General features: G+C 49.3%; 16 protein-coding genes. 11 read left to right on the top strand and 5 right to left on the bottom strand.

All coding sequences use genetic code 11. The annotated features are described in order from the left end of the window. Positions 1-367 precede the first annotated feature (367 nt). Positions 368-1,714: a transcription termination factor Rho gene (rho, locus tag H7R39_RS10575; RefSeq protein WP_002949963.1), complete on the bottom strand. Its 1,347-nt coding sequence runs from the start codon at positions 1,712-1,714 to the stop codon at positions 368-370. Positions 1,715-1,856: 142 nt separating this feature from the next. Here rho and H7R39_RS11510 point away from each other — a divergent pair, with 142 nt between their 5' ends. From H7R39_RS11510 to H7R39_RS10555, 5 genes are all read left to right on the top strand, one after another. After that, on the top strand, positions 1,857-2,312 hold the full coding sequence (locus H7R39_RS11510) for a cation diffusion facilitator family transporter (RefSeq protein ID WP_267455035.1): 456 nt from the start codon (positions 1,857-1,859) through the stop codon (positions 2,310-2,312). A gap of 19 nt (positions 2,313-2,331) precedes the next feature. Beyond that, positions 2,332-2,967, top strand: coding sequence for a cation diffusion facilitator family transporter (locus H7R39_RS11505; protein ID WP_407644570.1), 636 nt, complete (start codon positions 2,332-2,334; stop codon positions 2,965-2,967). A 268-nt stretch (positions 2,968-3,235) separates the two neighbouring features. Continuing rightward, entirely contained in the window at positions 3,236-5,635 is a 2,400-nt protein-coding gene (locus H7R39_RS10565) for a heavy metal translocating P-type ATPase (RefSeq protein ID WP_185899245.1), read from the top strand. Next, positions 5,635-5,847 (top strand): cbb3-type cytochrome oxidase assembly protein CcoS, encoded by a 213-nt coding sequence (gene ccoS / locus H7R39_RS10560; protein WP_185899243.1) that lies wholly within the window; start codon positions 5,635-5,637, stop codon positions 5,845-5,847. Before H7R39_RS10565 ends, ccoS begins: the two co-directional genes overlap by 1 nt. A 617-nt stretch (positions 5,848-6,464) precedes the next feature. Beyond that, the gene (locus tag H7R39_RS10555) at positions 6,465-7,013 is read left to right on the top strand and encodes an NAD(P)H-dependent oxidoreductase (RefSeq protein WP_185899240.1); all 549 of its coding nucleotides are present in this window, start codon (positions 6,465-6,467) and stop codon (positions 7,011-7,013) included. A 217-nt stretch (positions 7,014-7,230) separates the two neighbouring features. Here H7R39_RS10555 and H7R39_RS10550 read toward each other — a convergent pair whose 3' ends face one another. Further along, positions 7,231-7,533: a c-type cytochrome gene (locus H7R39_RS10550; RefSeq protein ID WP_185899238.1), complete on the bottom strand. Its 303-nt coding sequence runs from the start codon at positions 7,531-7,533 to the stop codon at positions 7,231-7,233. Between the two features lie 143 nt (positions 7,534-7,676). Next, entirely contained in the window at positions 7,677-7,982 is a 306-nt protein-coding gene (locus H7R39_RS10545; protein WP_122861939.1) for a c-type cytochrome, read from the bottom strand. Between the two features lie 142 nt (positions 7,983-8,124). On the opposite strand from H7R39_RS10545, the gene gmhB reads away from it, so the two are divergent. The 6 genes from gmhB to H7R39_RS10515 all read left to right on the top strand — a co-directional run bounded on the left by gmhB (position 8,125) and on the right by H7R39_RS10515 (position 13,242). Next, on the top strand, positions 8,125-8,649 hold the full coding sequence (gene gmhB, locus H7R39_RS10540) for a D-glycero-beta-D-manno-heptose 1,7-bisphosphate 7-phosphatase (protein WP_185899236.1): 525 nt from the start codon (positions 8,125-8,127) through the stop codon (positions 8,647-8,649). Beyond that, a complete protein-coding gene (gene rfaD, locus H7R39_RS10535; protein ID WP_185899234.1) occupies positions 8,646-9,632 on the top strand; it encodes an ADP-glyceromanno-heptose 6-epimerase in 987 nt (328 codons plus the stop codon). Before gmhB ends, rfaD begins: the two co-directional genes overlap by 4 nt. Further along, the gene (gene rfaE1 / locus H7R39_RS10530; protein WP_185899232.1) at positions 9,625-11,028 is read left to right on the top strand and encodes a D-glycero-beta-D-manno-heptose-7-phosphate kinase; all 1,404 of its coding nucleotides are present in this window, start codon (positions 9,625-9,627) and stop codon (positions 11,026-11,028) included. Before rfaD ends, rfaE1 begins: the two co-directional genes overlap by 8 nt. After that, positions 11,018-11,584 (top strand): D-sedoheptulose 7-phosphate isomerase, encoded by a 567-nt coding sequence (gene gmhA, locus H7R39_RS10525; RefSeq protein ID WP_185899230.1) that lies wholly within the window; start codon positions 11,018-11,020, stop codon positions 11,582-11,584. Before rfaE1 ends, gmhA begins: the two co-directional genes overlap by 11 nt. 94 nt (positions 11,585-11,678) lie before the next feature. Then, complete coding sequence (locus H7R39_RS10520; protein WP_185899228.1) at positions 11,679-12,941, top strand: Y-family DNA polymerase; 1,263 nt, start codon at positions 11,679-11,681, stop codon at positions 12,939-12,941. After that, complete coding sequence (locus tag H7R39_RS10515) at positions 12,934-13,242, top strand: YolD-like family protein (RefSeq protein ID WP_185899226.1); 309 nt, start codon at positions 12,934-12,936, stop codon at positions 13,240-13,242. Before H7R39_RS10520 ends, H7R39_RS10515 begins: the two co-directional genes overlap by 8 nt. A gap of 282 nt (positions 13,243-13,524) precedes the next feature. On the opposite strand, the gene waaF is transcribed toward H7R39_RS10515, so the two are convergent. Next, complete coding sequence (gene waaF / locus H7R39_RS10510) at positions 13,525-14,709, bottom strand: lipopolysaccharide heptosyltransferase II (protein WP_407644569.1); 1,185 nt, start codon at positions 14,707-14,709, stop codon at positions 13,525-13,527. Continuing rightward, positions 14,693-15,724 carry a glycosyltransferase family 4 protein gene (locus H7R39_RS10505; RefSeq protein WP_185899224.1) on the bottom strand — a complete coding sequence of 344 codons (1,032 nt, stop codon included), beginning with the start codon at positions 15,722-15,724 and terminating at the stop codon, positions 14,693-14,695. Before H7R39_RS10505 ends, waaF begins: the two co-directional genes overlap by 17 nt. Between the last annotated feature and the right edge of the window lie 25 nt (positions 15,725-15,749).

Raw genomic sequence — 15,749 nt, 5'->3', positions numbered from 1 at the left:
GCAGTGCCTTAATTTTACTCTCGTGGAGGATAGAATGGATATTGAGGAGCTAAAAAAGCAAGTCAGTGATTTGCAAGCAGAAAAAGAAGCGATGAGCGCTAAAAACAAAGAGCTTTTAGGCGAGGTAAAAAACTAAAAGCGAAAAAACGCTGATGATTGCTTATGCCTGCAAAGCGGCGGACAGCAAAAGCTAAAAGCAAATTTGAAAGGCCGCGTTAAAATATTGGCGCTTAGATAGTCCCCGTCGTAGACGTGAATTTAAGCGGAGAGGGTTTGTAAATTTATAAAATTTAGAGCATTTTAAAGTAGGTCGGCGAGCCGCGAACGACTCGCGCAAGGGTTAAATTTATCTAAAAACGCAACTTTACTATTCGTTTAATATTGAAAGAAGCTCTTTGTTGTCTTTGGTTTTTAGCATCTTGGCGTACAAAAACTTAAGCGCCTCTACGTCGTCCATCGTCGCGATCGCCGAGCGGATAGCCCAGATCTTTTGTAGTTCGTCGGGTTTTTGCAGCAGCTCCTCTTTTCTGGTGCCTGATTTTAGTACGTTGATGGCCGGGTAGATTCGGCGATCGGAGATGTTGCGATCTAGCACGATTTCGCTGTTGCCCGTGCCTTTAAACTCCTCGAAGATTACCTCGTCCATACGAGAGCCCGTGTCGATGAGCGCGGTTGCGATGATGGTGAGGCTGCCGCCGTGCTCGATGTTTCGCGCCGCGCCGAAAAAGCGCTTAGGTTTATGCAGAGCGTTTGCGTCCACGCCGCCCGTTAGCACCTTACCGCTTGGCGGAGTTACCGTGTTATACGCGCGCGCTAGGCGGGTGATGCTATCAAGCAGGATGATGACGTCCTTGCCCATTTCTACGAGGCGCTTGGCCTTTTCGATGACGAGCTCGGCGACGCGTACGTGGTTCATCGCGGGCAGGTCAAACGTCGAGCTAAATACCTCGCCCTTTACGCAGCGCTGCATGTCGGTGACCTCCTCGGGACGCTCGTCCACGAGCAGCACCATGAGATGCGACTCGGGGTGGTTGCGCGCGATACCGTGGGCTAGCTCTTTCATGAGCTCGGTTTTACCGCTTCTAGGAGGGGCGACGATGAGGCCGCGCTGACCCTTGCCAAGTGGTGTAAAGAGATCGAGCACACGGCCGGTTAGCTTCATCGGGTCGTATTCGAGGCGAAGTTTTTCCGTCGGGAAAAGCGGGGTTAGGTTGTCAAATAGCGGTCGCTCCTTGGCCTCGATTAGCGGCATATAGTTTAGCGCTTCGATTTTTAGCAGGGCGTAGTATTTTTCCTGATCTTTTGGCTCGCGTACTTGACCCGTCACTATGTCGCCCACGCGCAGGGCAAATTTGCGAATTTGAGAGTTTGATACGTAGGCGTCGTTTGAGCTGTCGCTGAGGTTTGCGTCTACCGAGCGCAAAAAGCCGTAGCCCTCGCTCGTGATCTCTAAAATGCCCGTGAAAAGTATAAATCCGCCTTGTTTTGTTTGGGTTTTTAGGATCTCAAATATCAAATCTTGTCTGCGAAATTCGCGCGGATTCTCGACGCCTACGCTGTTTGCGATAGCGATGAGCTCCTCTAGACTAAGAGTTCTTAGCTCTTCGATTTTGTGTCCATCGACTGGGATGTGAGTGCGCGAGTTTTGGTGTTTTTTCGTGGTTTTTTGACTTTCCTGCGTGGAATTTGCAGGCTGGGTCGCGTTATTTTCCATTGTGTCCTCTTTAAAATTACGGAATAATTTTGTAGATAAATTTAAGTTTCAAAAGAAGTTTTTGAAAGTCGCATTTTATAAAATTTTGGCTTTGATGTCAAGAAGTGATATAATCTCGCCAAAAATGAAAAGGAATCTCAAAATGATGGATTTTAAAGATGGCAAGCGCGAAAAAACGATCATAAAAACCGCGCTTATCGGCATAGTTACGAATTTTATCTTAGCTGGAGCGAAAATCTTTATCGCTATGGTCTCAAACTCGGTCGCGCTGATATCAGACGCCGTAAATAACCTTAGCGATGCAGGCTCAAGTATCATCATGATATTTGGTTCAAAACTAGCTAGCAAGATGCCCGACGAAGACCACCCCTACGGCTACGGCAGGACCGAGTATATCGGCGGTCTTATAGTCTCGGTCATCGTGCTGATGCTGGGATTTCAGTTTCTAAAAACTTCGGTCGAAAATATTTTTGCGCCGGAGCCCACCAGCTTTACGATGCCGTTTTTAGCGTTTTTGTTCTGCGCGATATTCGTCAAATTTGCGCTCGGCTTTTACTATAATAAAGATCGGCAAACAGACCAGATCTATCTCGCTTAGAGCCGTCGGACAGGAGGCCTTGGGCGATGCGATCATATCGTGCGTTATCCTCGTTTCCGCCGCGCTATCGTACTTCGCCGATATCCAGATAGACGGTTACGCGGGCGCTTTGGCCTCGCTTTTTATTATCGTAAACGGCATGCTTTTGATAAAAGAAACCTTCGATAAAATCATCGGCCAGCGCGTCGAAAAGGAGATCAGCGACGAAATTTACGCCGCCGTAAATCGCTGCGAGATCGTGCGCGGCGCATACGACCTGATCCTGCACAACTACGGCGCGCAGCGATACGTCGGCTCGGTAAACGTCGAGATAGACGAGCATTTGCCTCTTAGCGAAGTTTCGCAGAGGTTAAACGAGCTTCAGATCGAGATTTATAAAATTTACAGGATTTATCTGGTTTTCGGCGTTTATAGCGTAAATTTGGGGCAGGAGCAAAGCCGCGCATGCGTGGCAAATTTGCTCTCGCACTTTAGTAGCGTGCGCGGATTTCACGCGTTTTTTATCGATACTAAGAAAAAGAGCGTGAGGTTTGACGTGGTGGTCGATTTTGCCGAGAAAAATCTAAGCCGTCTGCGCGCCGAGATAGAGCGCGAGATCTCGCTAAGCTTTCCCGGGTATAAAATTTTCATCGTGATAGACAGGGAGTTTGCGTGAGAGCGATTGATTTTATTTTGTTAAATTTGAGGTTAAAATTTAAAGCCGTTTAAAAGGTGGTTTGTAAAATTTAACTGATTTGAAATATGTGGGTTTTGGCTAAATCTGATCAAAATTTATAGTTACGTTTATGCGTGAGCAAAACTTCTCAAATTTGCCGTCAAATTCGGGCGCAAGGAAAATCCGCGCCAAAGCTTGCAAAATCAAGCGAGGCTTTAGAATTTTTTCGTATAATCTAAAATCTTAAAACGAAAGAAAAAAGTAACCGATGGGCAAATTTAAGTGCGCGCATTGCAGGGGCGAATTTGAGCGCGAGGCGCTGATGGAGCGCGGCGGGGAGCTGTTTTGCTGCGAGGGGTGCGCGGGAGTTTACGAGATACTTAACGCAAGCGGGCTTAATGAGTTTTACGAAAGGCTCGGTAAAACTACGCTAAATCCCGCCATAAGCGCAAAAAACGCGGCGCAAAAGTTGCAAGAAGACCTCGCGGCTATTTATCAAAACTACGTCAAAAACGAGAACGGATTTAATAAAATCTCGCTCATCATCGAGGGCATCCACTGCTCGGCTTGCGTCTGGCTAAACGAGAAGGTTTTATTTGCGCAGAAGGGAATTTTAGAGGTAAATATAAACTCGGTTAACAATAAAGCCCTCATCGTCTGGGACGAAAAAGAGATAAATTTGGCTCAAATTTTCGCCCTCATCCGCTCTATCGGCTATGAGCCCTACCCATACGACGCGCAGGCTCAGGAGCAAAGACTTGCGGGGCAGAGGCGAGAGTTTTACGCGCGGCTGCTTGTGGGGATATTTTGCACGATGAACATCATGTGGCTGGCCGTCGCGCAGTACGGCGGCTACTTCACGGGCATGCGCGCCGACGTGCGCTCTATCATAAATTTCGCCGAATTTATCCTCGCTACGCCGGTGCTTTTTTACACGGGAAGTGGGTTTTTTAGGGGTGCTTGGAGCGCGCTAAAAAACAAAACTCAAAACATGGATAGCCTCATCGTAACGGGTACGCTCGCGGCTTATATTTTCTCTATATATGCGATGTTTTCTAGGCGCGGCGAGGTGTATTTCGACTCGGTCGCGATGATAATCACTTTCGTATTTATCGGCAAATATCTGGAAGTCTTGAGCAAGAAAAAGGCCGCCGACACGCTTGATAATCTAAACTCGCTAAATTTAAACTCCGTTAGCGTCAAAAACGGCGACGAAATAACCATAAAAAGCGCGCAGGAGGTGCGTGTGGGCGAACTTGTAGTCGTGCGAGCGGGCGAGCGCGTGCTACTTGACGGCATCGCCATCAGCGGCGCGGCGAGCTTTGATCTCTCGAGCCTTAGCGGCGAGAGCGCACCCGCGTATCTTAGCGCGAAAGAGGGCGAAAACGAGATAAAAAGCGGCTCGGTTTGCGTGGACGGCACGCTGGTTTACGAGGTCGGCGCCGTCTTTAGCGAGTCAGTGCTAGCGCGTATCATAAATCTGCTAGAAACCGCTGCAGCCAAAAAGCCTAAAATTCAGGCGCTTGCAGACGCTATCGCGGCGAGGTTTTCGGCTGCTATCACGGCTCTAGCGCTAGCGACGTTTGCGTTTTGGTTCTGGCGCACTGGCGAGTTCTCCGCCGCGCTCATCGTCGCGATCTCGGTCGTGGTAATCTCGTGCCCCTGCGCGCTGGGTCTTGCTACGCCCGTTAGCACGCTCGTCGCGCTTGGGGCGGGCTTTAGGCGCGGGATACTTTTTAAAGAGGCGCGAATCATCGAAAGCCTCGCCAAATGCGATACGGCCGTGTTTGACAAGACCGGCACGCTCACGTCCGGGCGGCTTAAGGTGAGTAAATTTAGGCACTCGGATAAATTTGACGCAAGCGTGCTTTTTTCGCTGGTTAGCGGCTCGGATCATCCCGTTAGCCGCGCCGTTGGCGAGTATCTGCGCGCAAATTTCAGGGATTTAAAACTTTTAGAGCTAAGCGGCTTTGAAAACATCGCAGCGCGCGGCACGCAGGCTAAATTTGACGGCATAAATCTAGCCGGCGGGAGCGAGAAATTTATGCGAGAGCTAGGGTTTTATAACGGCGAAGCGGTGCGCGGGACTTGCTATTTTTTCGCCGCAGACGGGGAGATCGTGGCGGTATTTGAGCTGGAGGAGAGCCTAAAAGATGGCGCCAAAGAGTGCGTATACGCGCTAAAAAACGCGGGCATGCGCGTGGCGATGCTAACGGGCGATAATGAATACGCCGCAAAGCGCGTGGCGGAGGAGCTAGGCGTGGGTGAAACGATCGCAAACGCTCTGCCTATGGACAAGGCCGCATACGTGGAGAGACTGGCGCAGCAAGGGCGAAACGTGCTGATGATAGGCGACGGGATAAACGACGCCGCCGCGCTCGCGCTCTCAAGCGTGGCCGTGTGTATGGGTAGCGGAGCGGCCGTGAGTATCGCAAAAAGCGACGTCGTGCTAATGAGAGATGACCCAGCCTCGCTCGCGGCTGCCGTAGCGCTCGCGCGTAAAACCTACTGCATCGTGCGGCAAAATTTGGCCTTTTCGCTCGTTTATAACGCCGTGACGATACCGTTAGCTATGGCCGGCTACGTAGCGCCGGCAGTGGCTGCGCTATCGATGTCGCTAAGCTCGGTCGCGGTCGTGCTAAACGCGATGCGGGCTAGGAGCGAATGATGAGCGGGGCGGTCGTGGCGATGATGATCGGCGTCTCTACGCTGCTTGGCGCGTGCGGGCTGGCGGCGCTGCTGTGGGGGCTTAAAACTAGGCAGTTTGACGACGAGCGAAAGTTTTTGGACGGGACGAAATTTGACGACGAAGATGCGCTAAACGACGCCTATGAGCTAGAGCTTCGCCGCAAAGAAAAGGGCTACAGGCCGCCTGATTGAGGTGAATTTACGCACTTATTTGACTCGTCTTTGTCGCTAAAATTTGGTTATTTTGGGTCGTAAAATTTGCCGCGAAATTTGATTTTGAGCGTAGGCGACATTTGCGTTTTAAATTTGACGGCAAGGATTTTGGAGTCAAATTTGGACCGTAAATTTAATCCGTTGCGGTTAAATTCGTCGTTAAATTTTGACTAACTACGGCATAATGACGGGCAAAAAATTTGAGCATTGGATTTTGGCGTCTTGGACGGCAAATTTGTCGTGCAAAATGGTAAAAGTGCGCAAGTGTAATCTGGCAGAGTAAAAATCGGTTGCCTTTTGCTAGCAAGCGGGTCGTCGGCAAATTTAGCCTCTTGTCGGCCAAATTTACTCAGTCTAGTGATGCCCCGCAATCACATCAAGATCGTCGCTTGACGCACCCGTCGGGTATGTTGCCCGCTTGGAGTTTAGGTGGCTTGGAGCCGTTTTAAATTTAATCGCTGCAATCACCTAGCGGGCGCGTTTTAATCCTGTAAATTTTGTTTTCTTGCTTGCAAAAGTTCGCTCTCGCAAGCCTCCTTAATCTATTTTTAGCTTTTTAACGATATGATTTCGCAAAATTTAACAAAGGAAACAACATGAAAACGCTAGTTATCTTATCGCACCCAAATCTCGCCGCATCTCGCGTAAACAAAGCCTTGTCACAGGTAGCAAAGTCCGCCGCGGACGCTAAAGTGCGCCATTTGGAGAGGCTTTACGGCCTAGATATCGCGCGCATAGACGCCCGCGCAGAGCAAGACGCGTTGGCGGGTGCCGAGCGCATCGTATTTTTGTACCCGATGTACTGGCTAAACGTGCCGCCTATGCTAAAAGCCTATATCGACATCGTCTTTTCGCACGAGTTGGTGGGTTCCGGCGCGCTTAAAGGCAAGGTCTTGCAGCTTGCGCTAAGCGTCAGCACCCCGCTTGACGAATACTCTAAGCAAGGCGCTATCGGCTTTAGCTTGGATGAGATTTTAACGCCGCTTAAGATCGCGGCAAACTACTGCGGGATGGACTTTGCCGTGCCGTTTATCAGTAGCGGATTTGAGCCGGGCGAGTTTGGCGACGATGCCGTAGATGCCGCAGCCACGCGCTTTGGCAAGCTTTTACGAGGAGAGCTAAGTCCTAACGAGTATCAAATTTAGTTTTGCCGTCCGTAGTTACAAGCTCGTGATTTTAAGTGAAGCCGCCGGCCCGGTTTTTAGCGAGTCGGCGCTGGCGTATATAATAATTTTGCTCGAAACCGCCGCGCTCAAAGTATGATTTAAGCATTGCGAGTAAAGTCTATGTGTGAGATTGATGCGGTCGCTTCGTAGTTCATCTCATCGACCGCCGATATTTTTTATGTTAAAATCGCATGTATTATTTCAAGCTATCGATATACTCGCTAACAGCCGCCATATCCTCGTCGCTTAGGTTTTTGGCGTGCAGTTGCATGACTTTGCCCATGCCAAAGGCGTTGTTTGAGCCGTCTTTGTAGCTTTGTAGTGCTTTTATGCGGTCCTCTTTGCTGATGCTAGTTAGCGCAGGCACTTTGTTTGCGTATTTTGCGTCCGCTTTTTCGCCGTGACAGGCTGCGCATTTTTTGTAAATAGCCGCGCCATCGGCCGCAAGCAGAGATAAATTTAACGCCAAAACGGCAGTTGCAATGTGATAGATTTTCATCTTTCGTCCTTTTTGATAGAAATTTAGACGAGATTATAGCCCTAAAAGCTTAAAAGAAAAGAAATTTTATAAAAAAGTTACTAAAATGAAGCGCAAAATAAAAAGCAGAGAAAAATCGGCGGAAAAAGTTCCGCCGAAAAGGGTTATTTTAGAGTAGGGATGTACTCTGATAGAGCTGCGATGTCGTCGTCGCTAAGTGGTTTTGCGATAGGCTTCATCATAGCTGCGCTTTTAAATTTATCTAGAGTGCCTGCTTTATAGCCTTTTAGGCTCTCGGCGATCTCTTCTTTTGAAAGCGTGTTAAGCGCAGGAACTTTATTTAGATACACTTTTTCCGCTTTCGGTCCGTGACAGGCTGCGCATTTTTTGTAAAGAGTCGCGCCGTCAGCGGCAAATAGGCTACCCGCTAGCAATGCGGCTGCACCTGAAACAACGATTAGTTTTTTCATTTTATATCCTTTTGTGGGAGTTGTTGCGGGCAAATTATAGTACAAAAAGCTAAATTTTACATTAGTTTTTAGCATTAGTTTCTAGCGCGTCGCGGGCGGCGATTTTCGGTTAAATTTAGATTTTTTTTGTATAATTTTCGCCATGGATAAAACAGTGTTTAAAGCAGCGCCCAAAAAGGCGCTATTTCTTGATCGCGACGGCGTGATAAACGAGGATGCGGGCTATGTTTATAGGCGCGAGGATTTCGTTTTTAAAGAGGGCATTTTTGCCGCTTTGAGGGAATTTGCTCAGGCGGGCTACGCGCTAGTCGTGGTGACGAATCAATCAGGCATCGGGCGAGGCTACTACACGCAAAAGCAGTTTGACGAGCTTTGCGGCTTTATGCTTGGCGAGTTTGAAAAAGAGGGCGTAAAGATAGAGAAAATTTACTTTTGCCCGCATGCGCCGGAGGCTCTTTGTAGCTGTCGCAAGCCAAAGCCAGGCATGCTATTAAAGGCCGCAAACGAGCTAAACATCGACCTTGCGCGCTCAATCATGATAGGCGACAAGGATAGCGACGTGCAGGCGGGGCAAAGTGCGGGCGTAGGGGTAAATTTAAAGCTTGGCGACCGGCTAAAAAGCGTGGCTGAGGCGCTAGAGTTTTTAAAAAAAGAAGGAAAAATATGAAAGATATAAAAAAGGTCGTAATAACGGGCGCTGCGGGCTTCATCGGCTCAAATTTGGCGCATTATTTCGATGAAAATTTAAAAGACGTAGAAGTGCTCGCCGTGGATAAATTTAGAAGCGACGAGAAATTTAGCAACGGAAACCTCAAAAGCTTCGGGCATTTTAAAAATTTGCTCGGCTTTTCGGGGGAAATTTACGAGGGCGACATAAATTGCGCAAAGACGCTAGCTATGATCGAGAAATTCGCCCCAGACGCGATCTTTCACGAGGCGGCGATCTCGGATACTACGGTAACCGAGCAAGGTGAGCTAATGAGGACTAATCTAAATAGCTTTAAAGACCTACTATATATCTGCGAAAAAACGGGCGCGCGCATGATATACGCAAGCTCGGGTGCCACATACGGCAACGCAAAAAGCCCGCAAAGAGTCGGTGAATGCGAAGCGCCAAATAACGTCTACGGCTTTTCAAAGCTAAAAATGGACGATCTGGGACGAAAATACGCTAAAAGAGGCGTTGCGGTCGTGGGGCTGAGATACTTTAACGTCTACGGCGCGAGGGAGTTTTATAAAAACAAAACCGCCTCGATGGTGCTGCAGTTTGGTCTGCAAATTTTGAGCGGGAAAAATCCGCGCCTCTTTGAGGGTAGCGACAAAATCAAGCGCGACTTCGTTTATATAAAAGACATCGTGCAGGCAAACCTGCTCGCTCTAAACGCACCAAGCGGCGTGTATAACGCGGCGACGGGCACGGCAAGAAGCTTCCAAGAGATCGTGGATATCTTGCAGCGCGAGCTGGGGTCAAATTTGCCTTGCGAATACATCCCAAACCCGTATGCGCGCTCATATCAGTTTCATACGCAAGCCGATATCGAGCCGACCAAAAAGGCGCTGGGATACGAGCCTAAATTTAGCCTAGAAGAGGGCATAAAAGACTACGCAGCCGAGATAAAAAGGATATATGAGGAAGAAACAAATGCGTGAAGTACGTGCTTTGGTCGTGGGCGATCTGATGCTCGATCACTACATCTGGGGCAGCTGCGAGCGTATTTCGCCGGAAGCTCCCGTGCAGGTGGTAAAGATAAAAAACGAAACCAAACGCCTAGGCGGAGCGGGCAACGTGGTGCTAAATTTGCTTTCACTAGGCGCAAAAGTTGGCGTCATGAGCGTGCTCGGAGACGACGAAACGGGTGACGAGATAGAGTGGATCCTCCGAGAGCAGGGCGCTAGGGCTGAGTTTATAAAAAGAGAAAAAGGACGCACGAGCTCGATAAAAAGCCGCGTGATGGCGACGCATCAACAAGTCGTGCGCATCGATAAAGAAAGTGTCGAAGCCGTAACGTGCGAGGACGAGCTGGCGGCAAATTTCGCCCGCGCACTAGAGGGCTACGACGTCGCGCTGCTATCGGACTACGGCAAGGGCGTGCTAACGCCGTCGCTGTGCCAAAAGCTCATAAAAGCATGCGCGGATGCCGGCAAGCCCGTGCTAATCGATCCAAAGGGCGCGGACTACTCAAAGTACAAGGGCGCTACGCTACTAACGCCCAATAAAAAAGAAGCGGGCGAGGCTGTGGGCTTTAAGATAGAAAACGACGAGCAGCTTTTTACAGCGCTAAATTTGCTAAAAACCGAGCTAAATTTGACCCATTCGCTGATAACGATCTCGGAGGAGGGCATCGCGCTTTTAGATGACGGACGGGCGGTTAAATTTCCTGCTCTGGCAAAAGAGGTCTTTGACGTCACGGGCGCGGGAGATACGGTGCTAGCGACGCTGGGCGTGATGCTGGGTGCGGGCGAAGGTATCAAAAAGGCGATCGAGACGGCAAATTTAGCCGCCGCAGTCGTCGTGGCTAAGGTCGGCTCAGCCACGGCTAGCTTTGAGGAGATAAATGAGCTCGTGCGCCGTAAAAATGCGGCAGGCTTCGAGGAAAAAATAAAAAGCGCGGATGAACTGGCCGCGACGCTGGCAAACCGCGGCGAAAAGCGGCTCGTTTTTACAAACGGCTGCTTTGACATCCTGCACGCGGGACACGTGAGCTATCTAGCTAAGGCGCGGGAATTTGGCGATATACTAGTCGTTGGGCTAAACTCCGATGCCTCGGTGCGCGCGCTAAAAGGCGACGCTCGCCCCGTAAACGCGCAAGCCGACCGCGCTACCGTGCTAGCGGCTCTCGGGGCGGTTGATTACGTGACGATATTTGACGAGCTAACGCCTCTAAATTTGATCGAAAAGCTGCGTCCCGACGTGCTTGTAAAGGGTGCCGACTACGAAGGTAAAGAGGTCGTGGGAAGCAGCATAGTAAAAGACGTGCGGCTAGTGGATTTTGTAGCCGGCAAAAGCACGAGCGCGACGATAAAAAGGATAAAAAATGAAGACTGAAGAGATGATAAAAAGCGAGCTAGAGGGACATCTAGCAACGATACAGGCAACCTTTGCGCTGGAAGCGGATATCAAAAAGGCCTGCGAAACGGCGGTAGCGACGCTAAAGGCGGGCGGTAAAATTTTACTTTGCGGAAACGGCGGAAGTGCAGCAGACGCGCAGCATATCGCAGCCGAGCTAACGGGTCGCTATAAAACCGAGCGCGGCGCGCTAGCTGGCGTAGCTCTAACGACCGATACTTCCGCGCTCACGGCGATCGGCAACGACTACGGATATGAGTTTGTTTTCTCGCGTCAGCTGGAGGCTCTGGGCCGCGAGGGTGATCTGCTTATAGCGATCTCTACTAGCGGAAATAGCGGCAACGTCGTAAAAGCGCTCGAGCTCGCGCGAAAAATCGGCATCAAAACCATCGGTCTAAGCGGCCGCACGGGAGGCGCTATGAACGAGCTTTGCGAGCTAAATTTGGTCGTGCCGTCAAACGACACGCCGCGCATTCAAGAGATGCACATAATGATAGGGCATATCATCTGCCAAGCTATCGACGATGCGTTTTAGACTAAATTTAAAAGCATTTGCGGCGGCAGAGTCAAATTTGGCCCGCCCAGCTGCTCTCTAACTCCGCCTAGCGCGCAAGCAAATTTAATCACCCATGAAAACCCAAACTCCAGCCTACGCCGTCATCGATCTAAAGTCCTTCTACGCCTCGGTCGAGTGCGTGGAGCGAGGACTTGATCCATTTGAGGCGAATTTAGTCGTCGCCGACGCCACTAGAGGCGAGGGCAGCGTGTGTTTAGCCGTTAGTCCCGCGCTAAAGGCGCTTGGTGTAAAAAACAGATGCAGGCTGTTTGAAATCCCTAAAAATATCAAATACATCATCGCTCAGCCCAGGATGCAGTTTTACATCGACTACGCGGCTAAAATTTACGGCATCTATCTAAAATACGTCGCCAAAGAGGACATCTACGTCTACTCCATCGACGAGGCGTTTATCGACCTTACTTCGTATCTAAAATTTTATAAACTAGAAGCCAGAGCCATGGCAAAGATGATAATGGACGACATCCTAAAAACAACGGGCGTAACGCCTACTTGCGGTATGGGGACGAATCTATATCTAGCCAAAATAGCCCTTGATATCCTAGCCAAACACAGTGAGGACGGTATCGCTTTTTTGGACGAAGCGCTCTATAAAGAAAAGCTCTGGACGCACCAGCCACTAAATGATTTTTGGCGCATAGGCAAGCAAACTAGGGCCAAGCTTGAGAGATACGGGATATTTTGTATGAAAGATATGGCAAACGCGCCATTTAGTCTGCTAGAAAGAGTGTTTGGCATCGACGCCTATATCGCGCTAGATCACGCAAACGGCATCGAGCCCACCACCATAGTCGACATCAAGGCCTATAAACCCTCGACCAAATCATATTTTAGCTCGGAAATTTTACCTAGAGACTACGAGAGACTAGAGGCTCTAATCGTGCTAAAAGAGATGACCGATAGGCTAGCTCTAAAGATGATAAACGAGGAGGTGCGGGCTAGCGGGCTCACGATAAATATCAAATTCGCCGATAAAAACGAGCCCGCGCAAAGAGCTACGGTAAGGTTTAAAACCCCGAGTAATATCGCTAGCGTACTCATGGACGCAGCACAAGAGCTATATCTAAAAAAGATAAAAAACGCAGGCCTCATAAGGCAAATCGGCATATCTGCAAACGACGTCGTAAAGGAAAGCAAAACCGAAAGAAGCCTCTTTGAAGAAGAAAACGCAAAAGAAAAAACAGTGCTAAAAACCCTAAATAAGATAAAAGAAAAATACGGCAAAAACTCCATCCTAAGGGCTATCGACCTGCTGCCTGAAGCCACCGGACGAGATAGAAATAAAAAGATAGGAGGGCACAAAAGCGGTGAATAAGGACAGAGCCAAAATATTTAGCTCGTTTAATCCTCTCTCAACTCTAGAAAAAGCCCTAAAAGCGCAGGAGCGAGAAAAGAGCGAAAAGCTAGATCTTGACGAATCAAAAATAGAAGAAATCCTAAATAAAATAAGTAAACTAAAGCCCGCCGACAAGGTAAAAATCACGTATCACGACGGGCAAGGATACGTGAGCATAGAGGGGCTGGTTTCAAACGTAAATTTGATAGATAAAAGCCTAACTGTGGTAAAGACGAGAGTTAAATTTGACGATATCTACGCGGTTGAGGTTGTTTCGTGAGGCGGGATTTTGGTCGTTTTGCGGCGCGCGAGACGCTGTGGACGGCACAAATTTTGATCTGCCCGCACTTCTCTTGACGGCTAAAAATGCGGCGAAATTTTAGTCGCACAAAAAATCGGTTTAGTAAAATTTACCTTGATTAAGCGGTCTTGCGCTATCTCAAATGCTAGCTTTGCGCGCGTTAAATTTGGTCGCGCGCCTTTTTCAAAGCATTTGTGCACGAGGAGCTTTTGCTTATTTGCGGTTACTCAAGAAAATGAGCCTCGCGCTCGCCAAAACAGCCTAATCTCCTTGCGCTTTGGCAAAAAACTCTCGCTCGATCGTCTGGATAACGGCTTGCGGCGAGAGATCCTTCATGCAGGCGTGAGTTTTTAGCGGGCAGGCGCGCTTCATGCACGGCATACACTCTAGATTTAGGTGTAAGATGCGGGCGTTTTCGTTGCGCCACGGACAGGTCTGCGTAAATCTCGTTGGCCCAAAAAGCGCGATCGTAGGCGTCTTGTAGGCTGCTGCGATATGCATCGGGCCGCTGTCGTTCGTGACGAATATACCGCCGCTTTGTCCGATGCCGCCGATCATCTCGCAAAGCTCGCGCACGCTCGTTTTGCCCGCTAGATTTTCGCACTCCGCGCCGTTTTCGCGTAAAATTTGCTCGATCTGCTCGCATATATCCCGCTCGCCCGCGCCGCCGAAAATCATAATCTTAAATTTATCTTTAAAATGCAGCGCCACCTGCGCGAAGTAGGCCGGATACCAGCGTTTGGCGCTTCCGTAGCTAGCGCCCGGATTTAGCCCGAGCACGGGCGCGTCAAATTTACGCGGCTCAAAGTAAAGCTTTAGCTCGTCGTCAGCTCGTTTTAAATTTAACGCGGCTTTGACGAATTTTAGATATTTTTGCACCTGATGCGCGCTATCGTTGTTCTTTTGGAAAATAAATTTTCGCCCCGCCCGCGCTCCGAAAAGCAAAATTTTACTCGAAAACGAGCTTCTAAAGCTAAACGCCGCGTCGAATTTACCGAGATTTCTAGCCTGCCAAAATAGCCGCCAGAGCCTAAATTTAGCCTTTTTGCTGTTATCCGCGATGACGCGTTCGCAGTTTGGATGAGCTTTAAAAAGCTCGCACGCTGCAAACGAGCCGAAAAATACGATTTTGACTTGCTCTTGTGCCTCTTTTTGTAAATTTTGCGGATTTTGATTTTCTTGCGCGTTTGCGGTCAAATTTTCGCCGCGGTCAGCTTCAAATTTACCGTCCAAATTTGGCGTATCGTTTTTAAAAATTTGAATTTCTTGCGTTACCGAGCCGAAATTTTGCGACGAAAAGCTAAAATCCGGCTCGCCTGGGTCCTCAAATTTGCCCGTCAAATTCCCCGCATCAAACGCTTCCGCGTGCTTTGCGATAGCCTCTACCGCGGCGCTTGCCATCACGGCATCGCCCAGCCAGGTCGGTAGCTCAATCAAGATTCGCACGCACTATCTCCAGCGTCGCGTTCGCGTTTTTTTCGATGCTAAACTCGCTAGCAAGCGCCAAATTTCGCTCTTGCAGCATTGCGAGGCGTTTGTCATCGTTTAGGATCTCGTCGATCAGAGCGCAGATACCGTAGTCTTGCGGCGAGCTCATCACAAATTCCCCAGGCAATATCTCCGCCGCGCCGTTTTGAGCGGTCGTGATAGCGACGCAGCCGTAGCTAAGCGCCTCTAAAACGACGTTTGAAAAGGGCTCGTAAGCAGTCGGAAACAAAAACAGCTCGCTGCCTTCGTAAAATCTCGCCGCGTTTTTTTGAGCGCCCGTAAATACAGCGTTTAACCCTAGCTCCTTGGCTAGATTTTTGTAGCGGGCGGCGTTTTTGTCGCGGCCGACGATCAGGCAGTTTACGCGCGTTTTTAGACGAGCCGCGATGCGTAAAAACTCCTCCGCGCCCTTGCGTTTAAAGCCGCTTCCCACAAACAGCAGTGTCGGCAGGTGAAAATCAAGCCCGAACTCCTCGCAAAGAGCGAGCTTTGCTGAGCCTTTTTGCACGCGCATAGGCAAATTTACGCCGTTATAGACGACTGCGATCTTTTCATCTGCGATGCCGTAGGTTTCGCAAATTTGACGCTTTATGAAATTTGAGTTGGCGATGATTTTTTTGGCATTTTTAAAAGTGCGCTTCTCAAGGTAGGGAATGACGAAATTTAGGGGATTTGTGAACCAAAAAGGCTTGGTTTTCATATAGACTTTATGCACGCCGTCGCCCGCTCGGTAGATGTCGGCGCAGGTGATGCGCTCAAGGCTAAAATAAATCTCGTCCGCACCCTTTTGCCGCTTTGCTTGCGAGTTAAAAAGCAGAGCTTTGATCCACGAGCTTAGCTTTTTGCTGCCGTTAAATCCGCGCGTCTCGCACGCAACGCCCGAGTCTTTTAGAGCCTTAACGAGCCGCGAGAGATCCCTCTGCGCCCCGCCGATAGCGTCCAGATCGAGCCTTAAAAATACTATTTTTTTCATGTTCGCCTTTTAAAATTTAGCGGTA

Origin of the sequence: Campylobacter massiliensis (assembly GCF_014253065.1) — a bacterium.
Classification (GTDB): domain Bacteria; phylum Campylobacterota; class Campylobacteria; order Campylobacterales; family Campylobacteraceae; genus Campylobacter_A; species Campylobacter_A massiliensis.
This window is presented reverse-complemented; position numbering and strand designations above follow the sequence as displayed.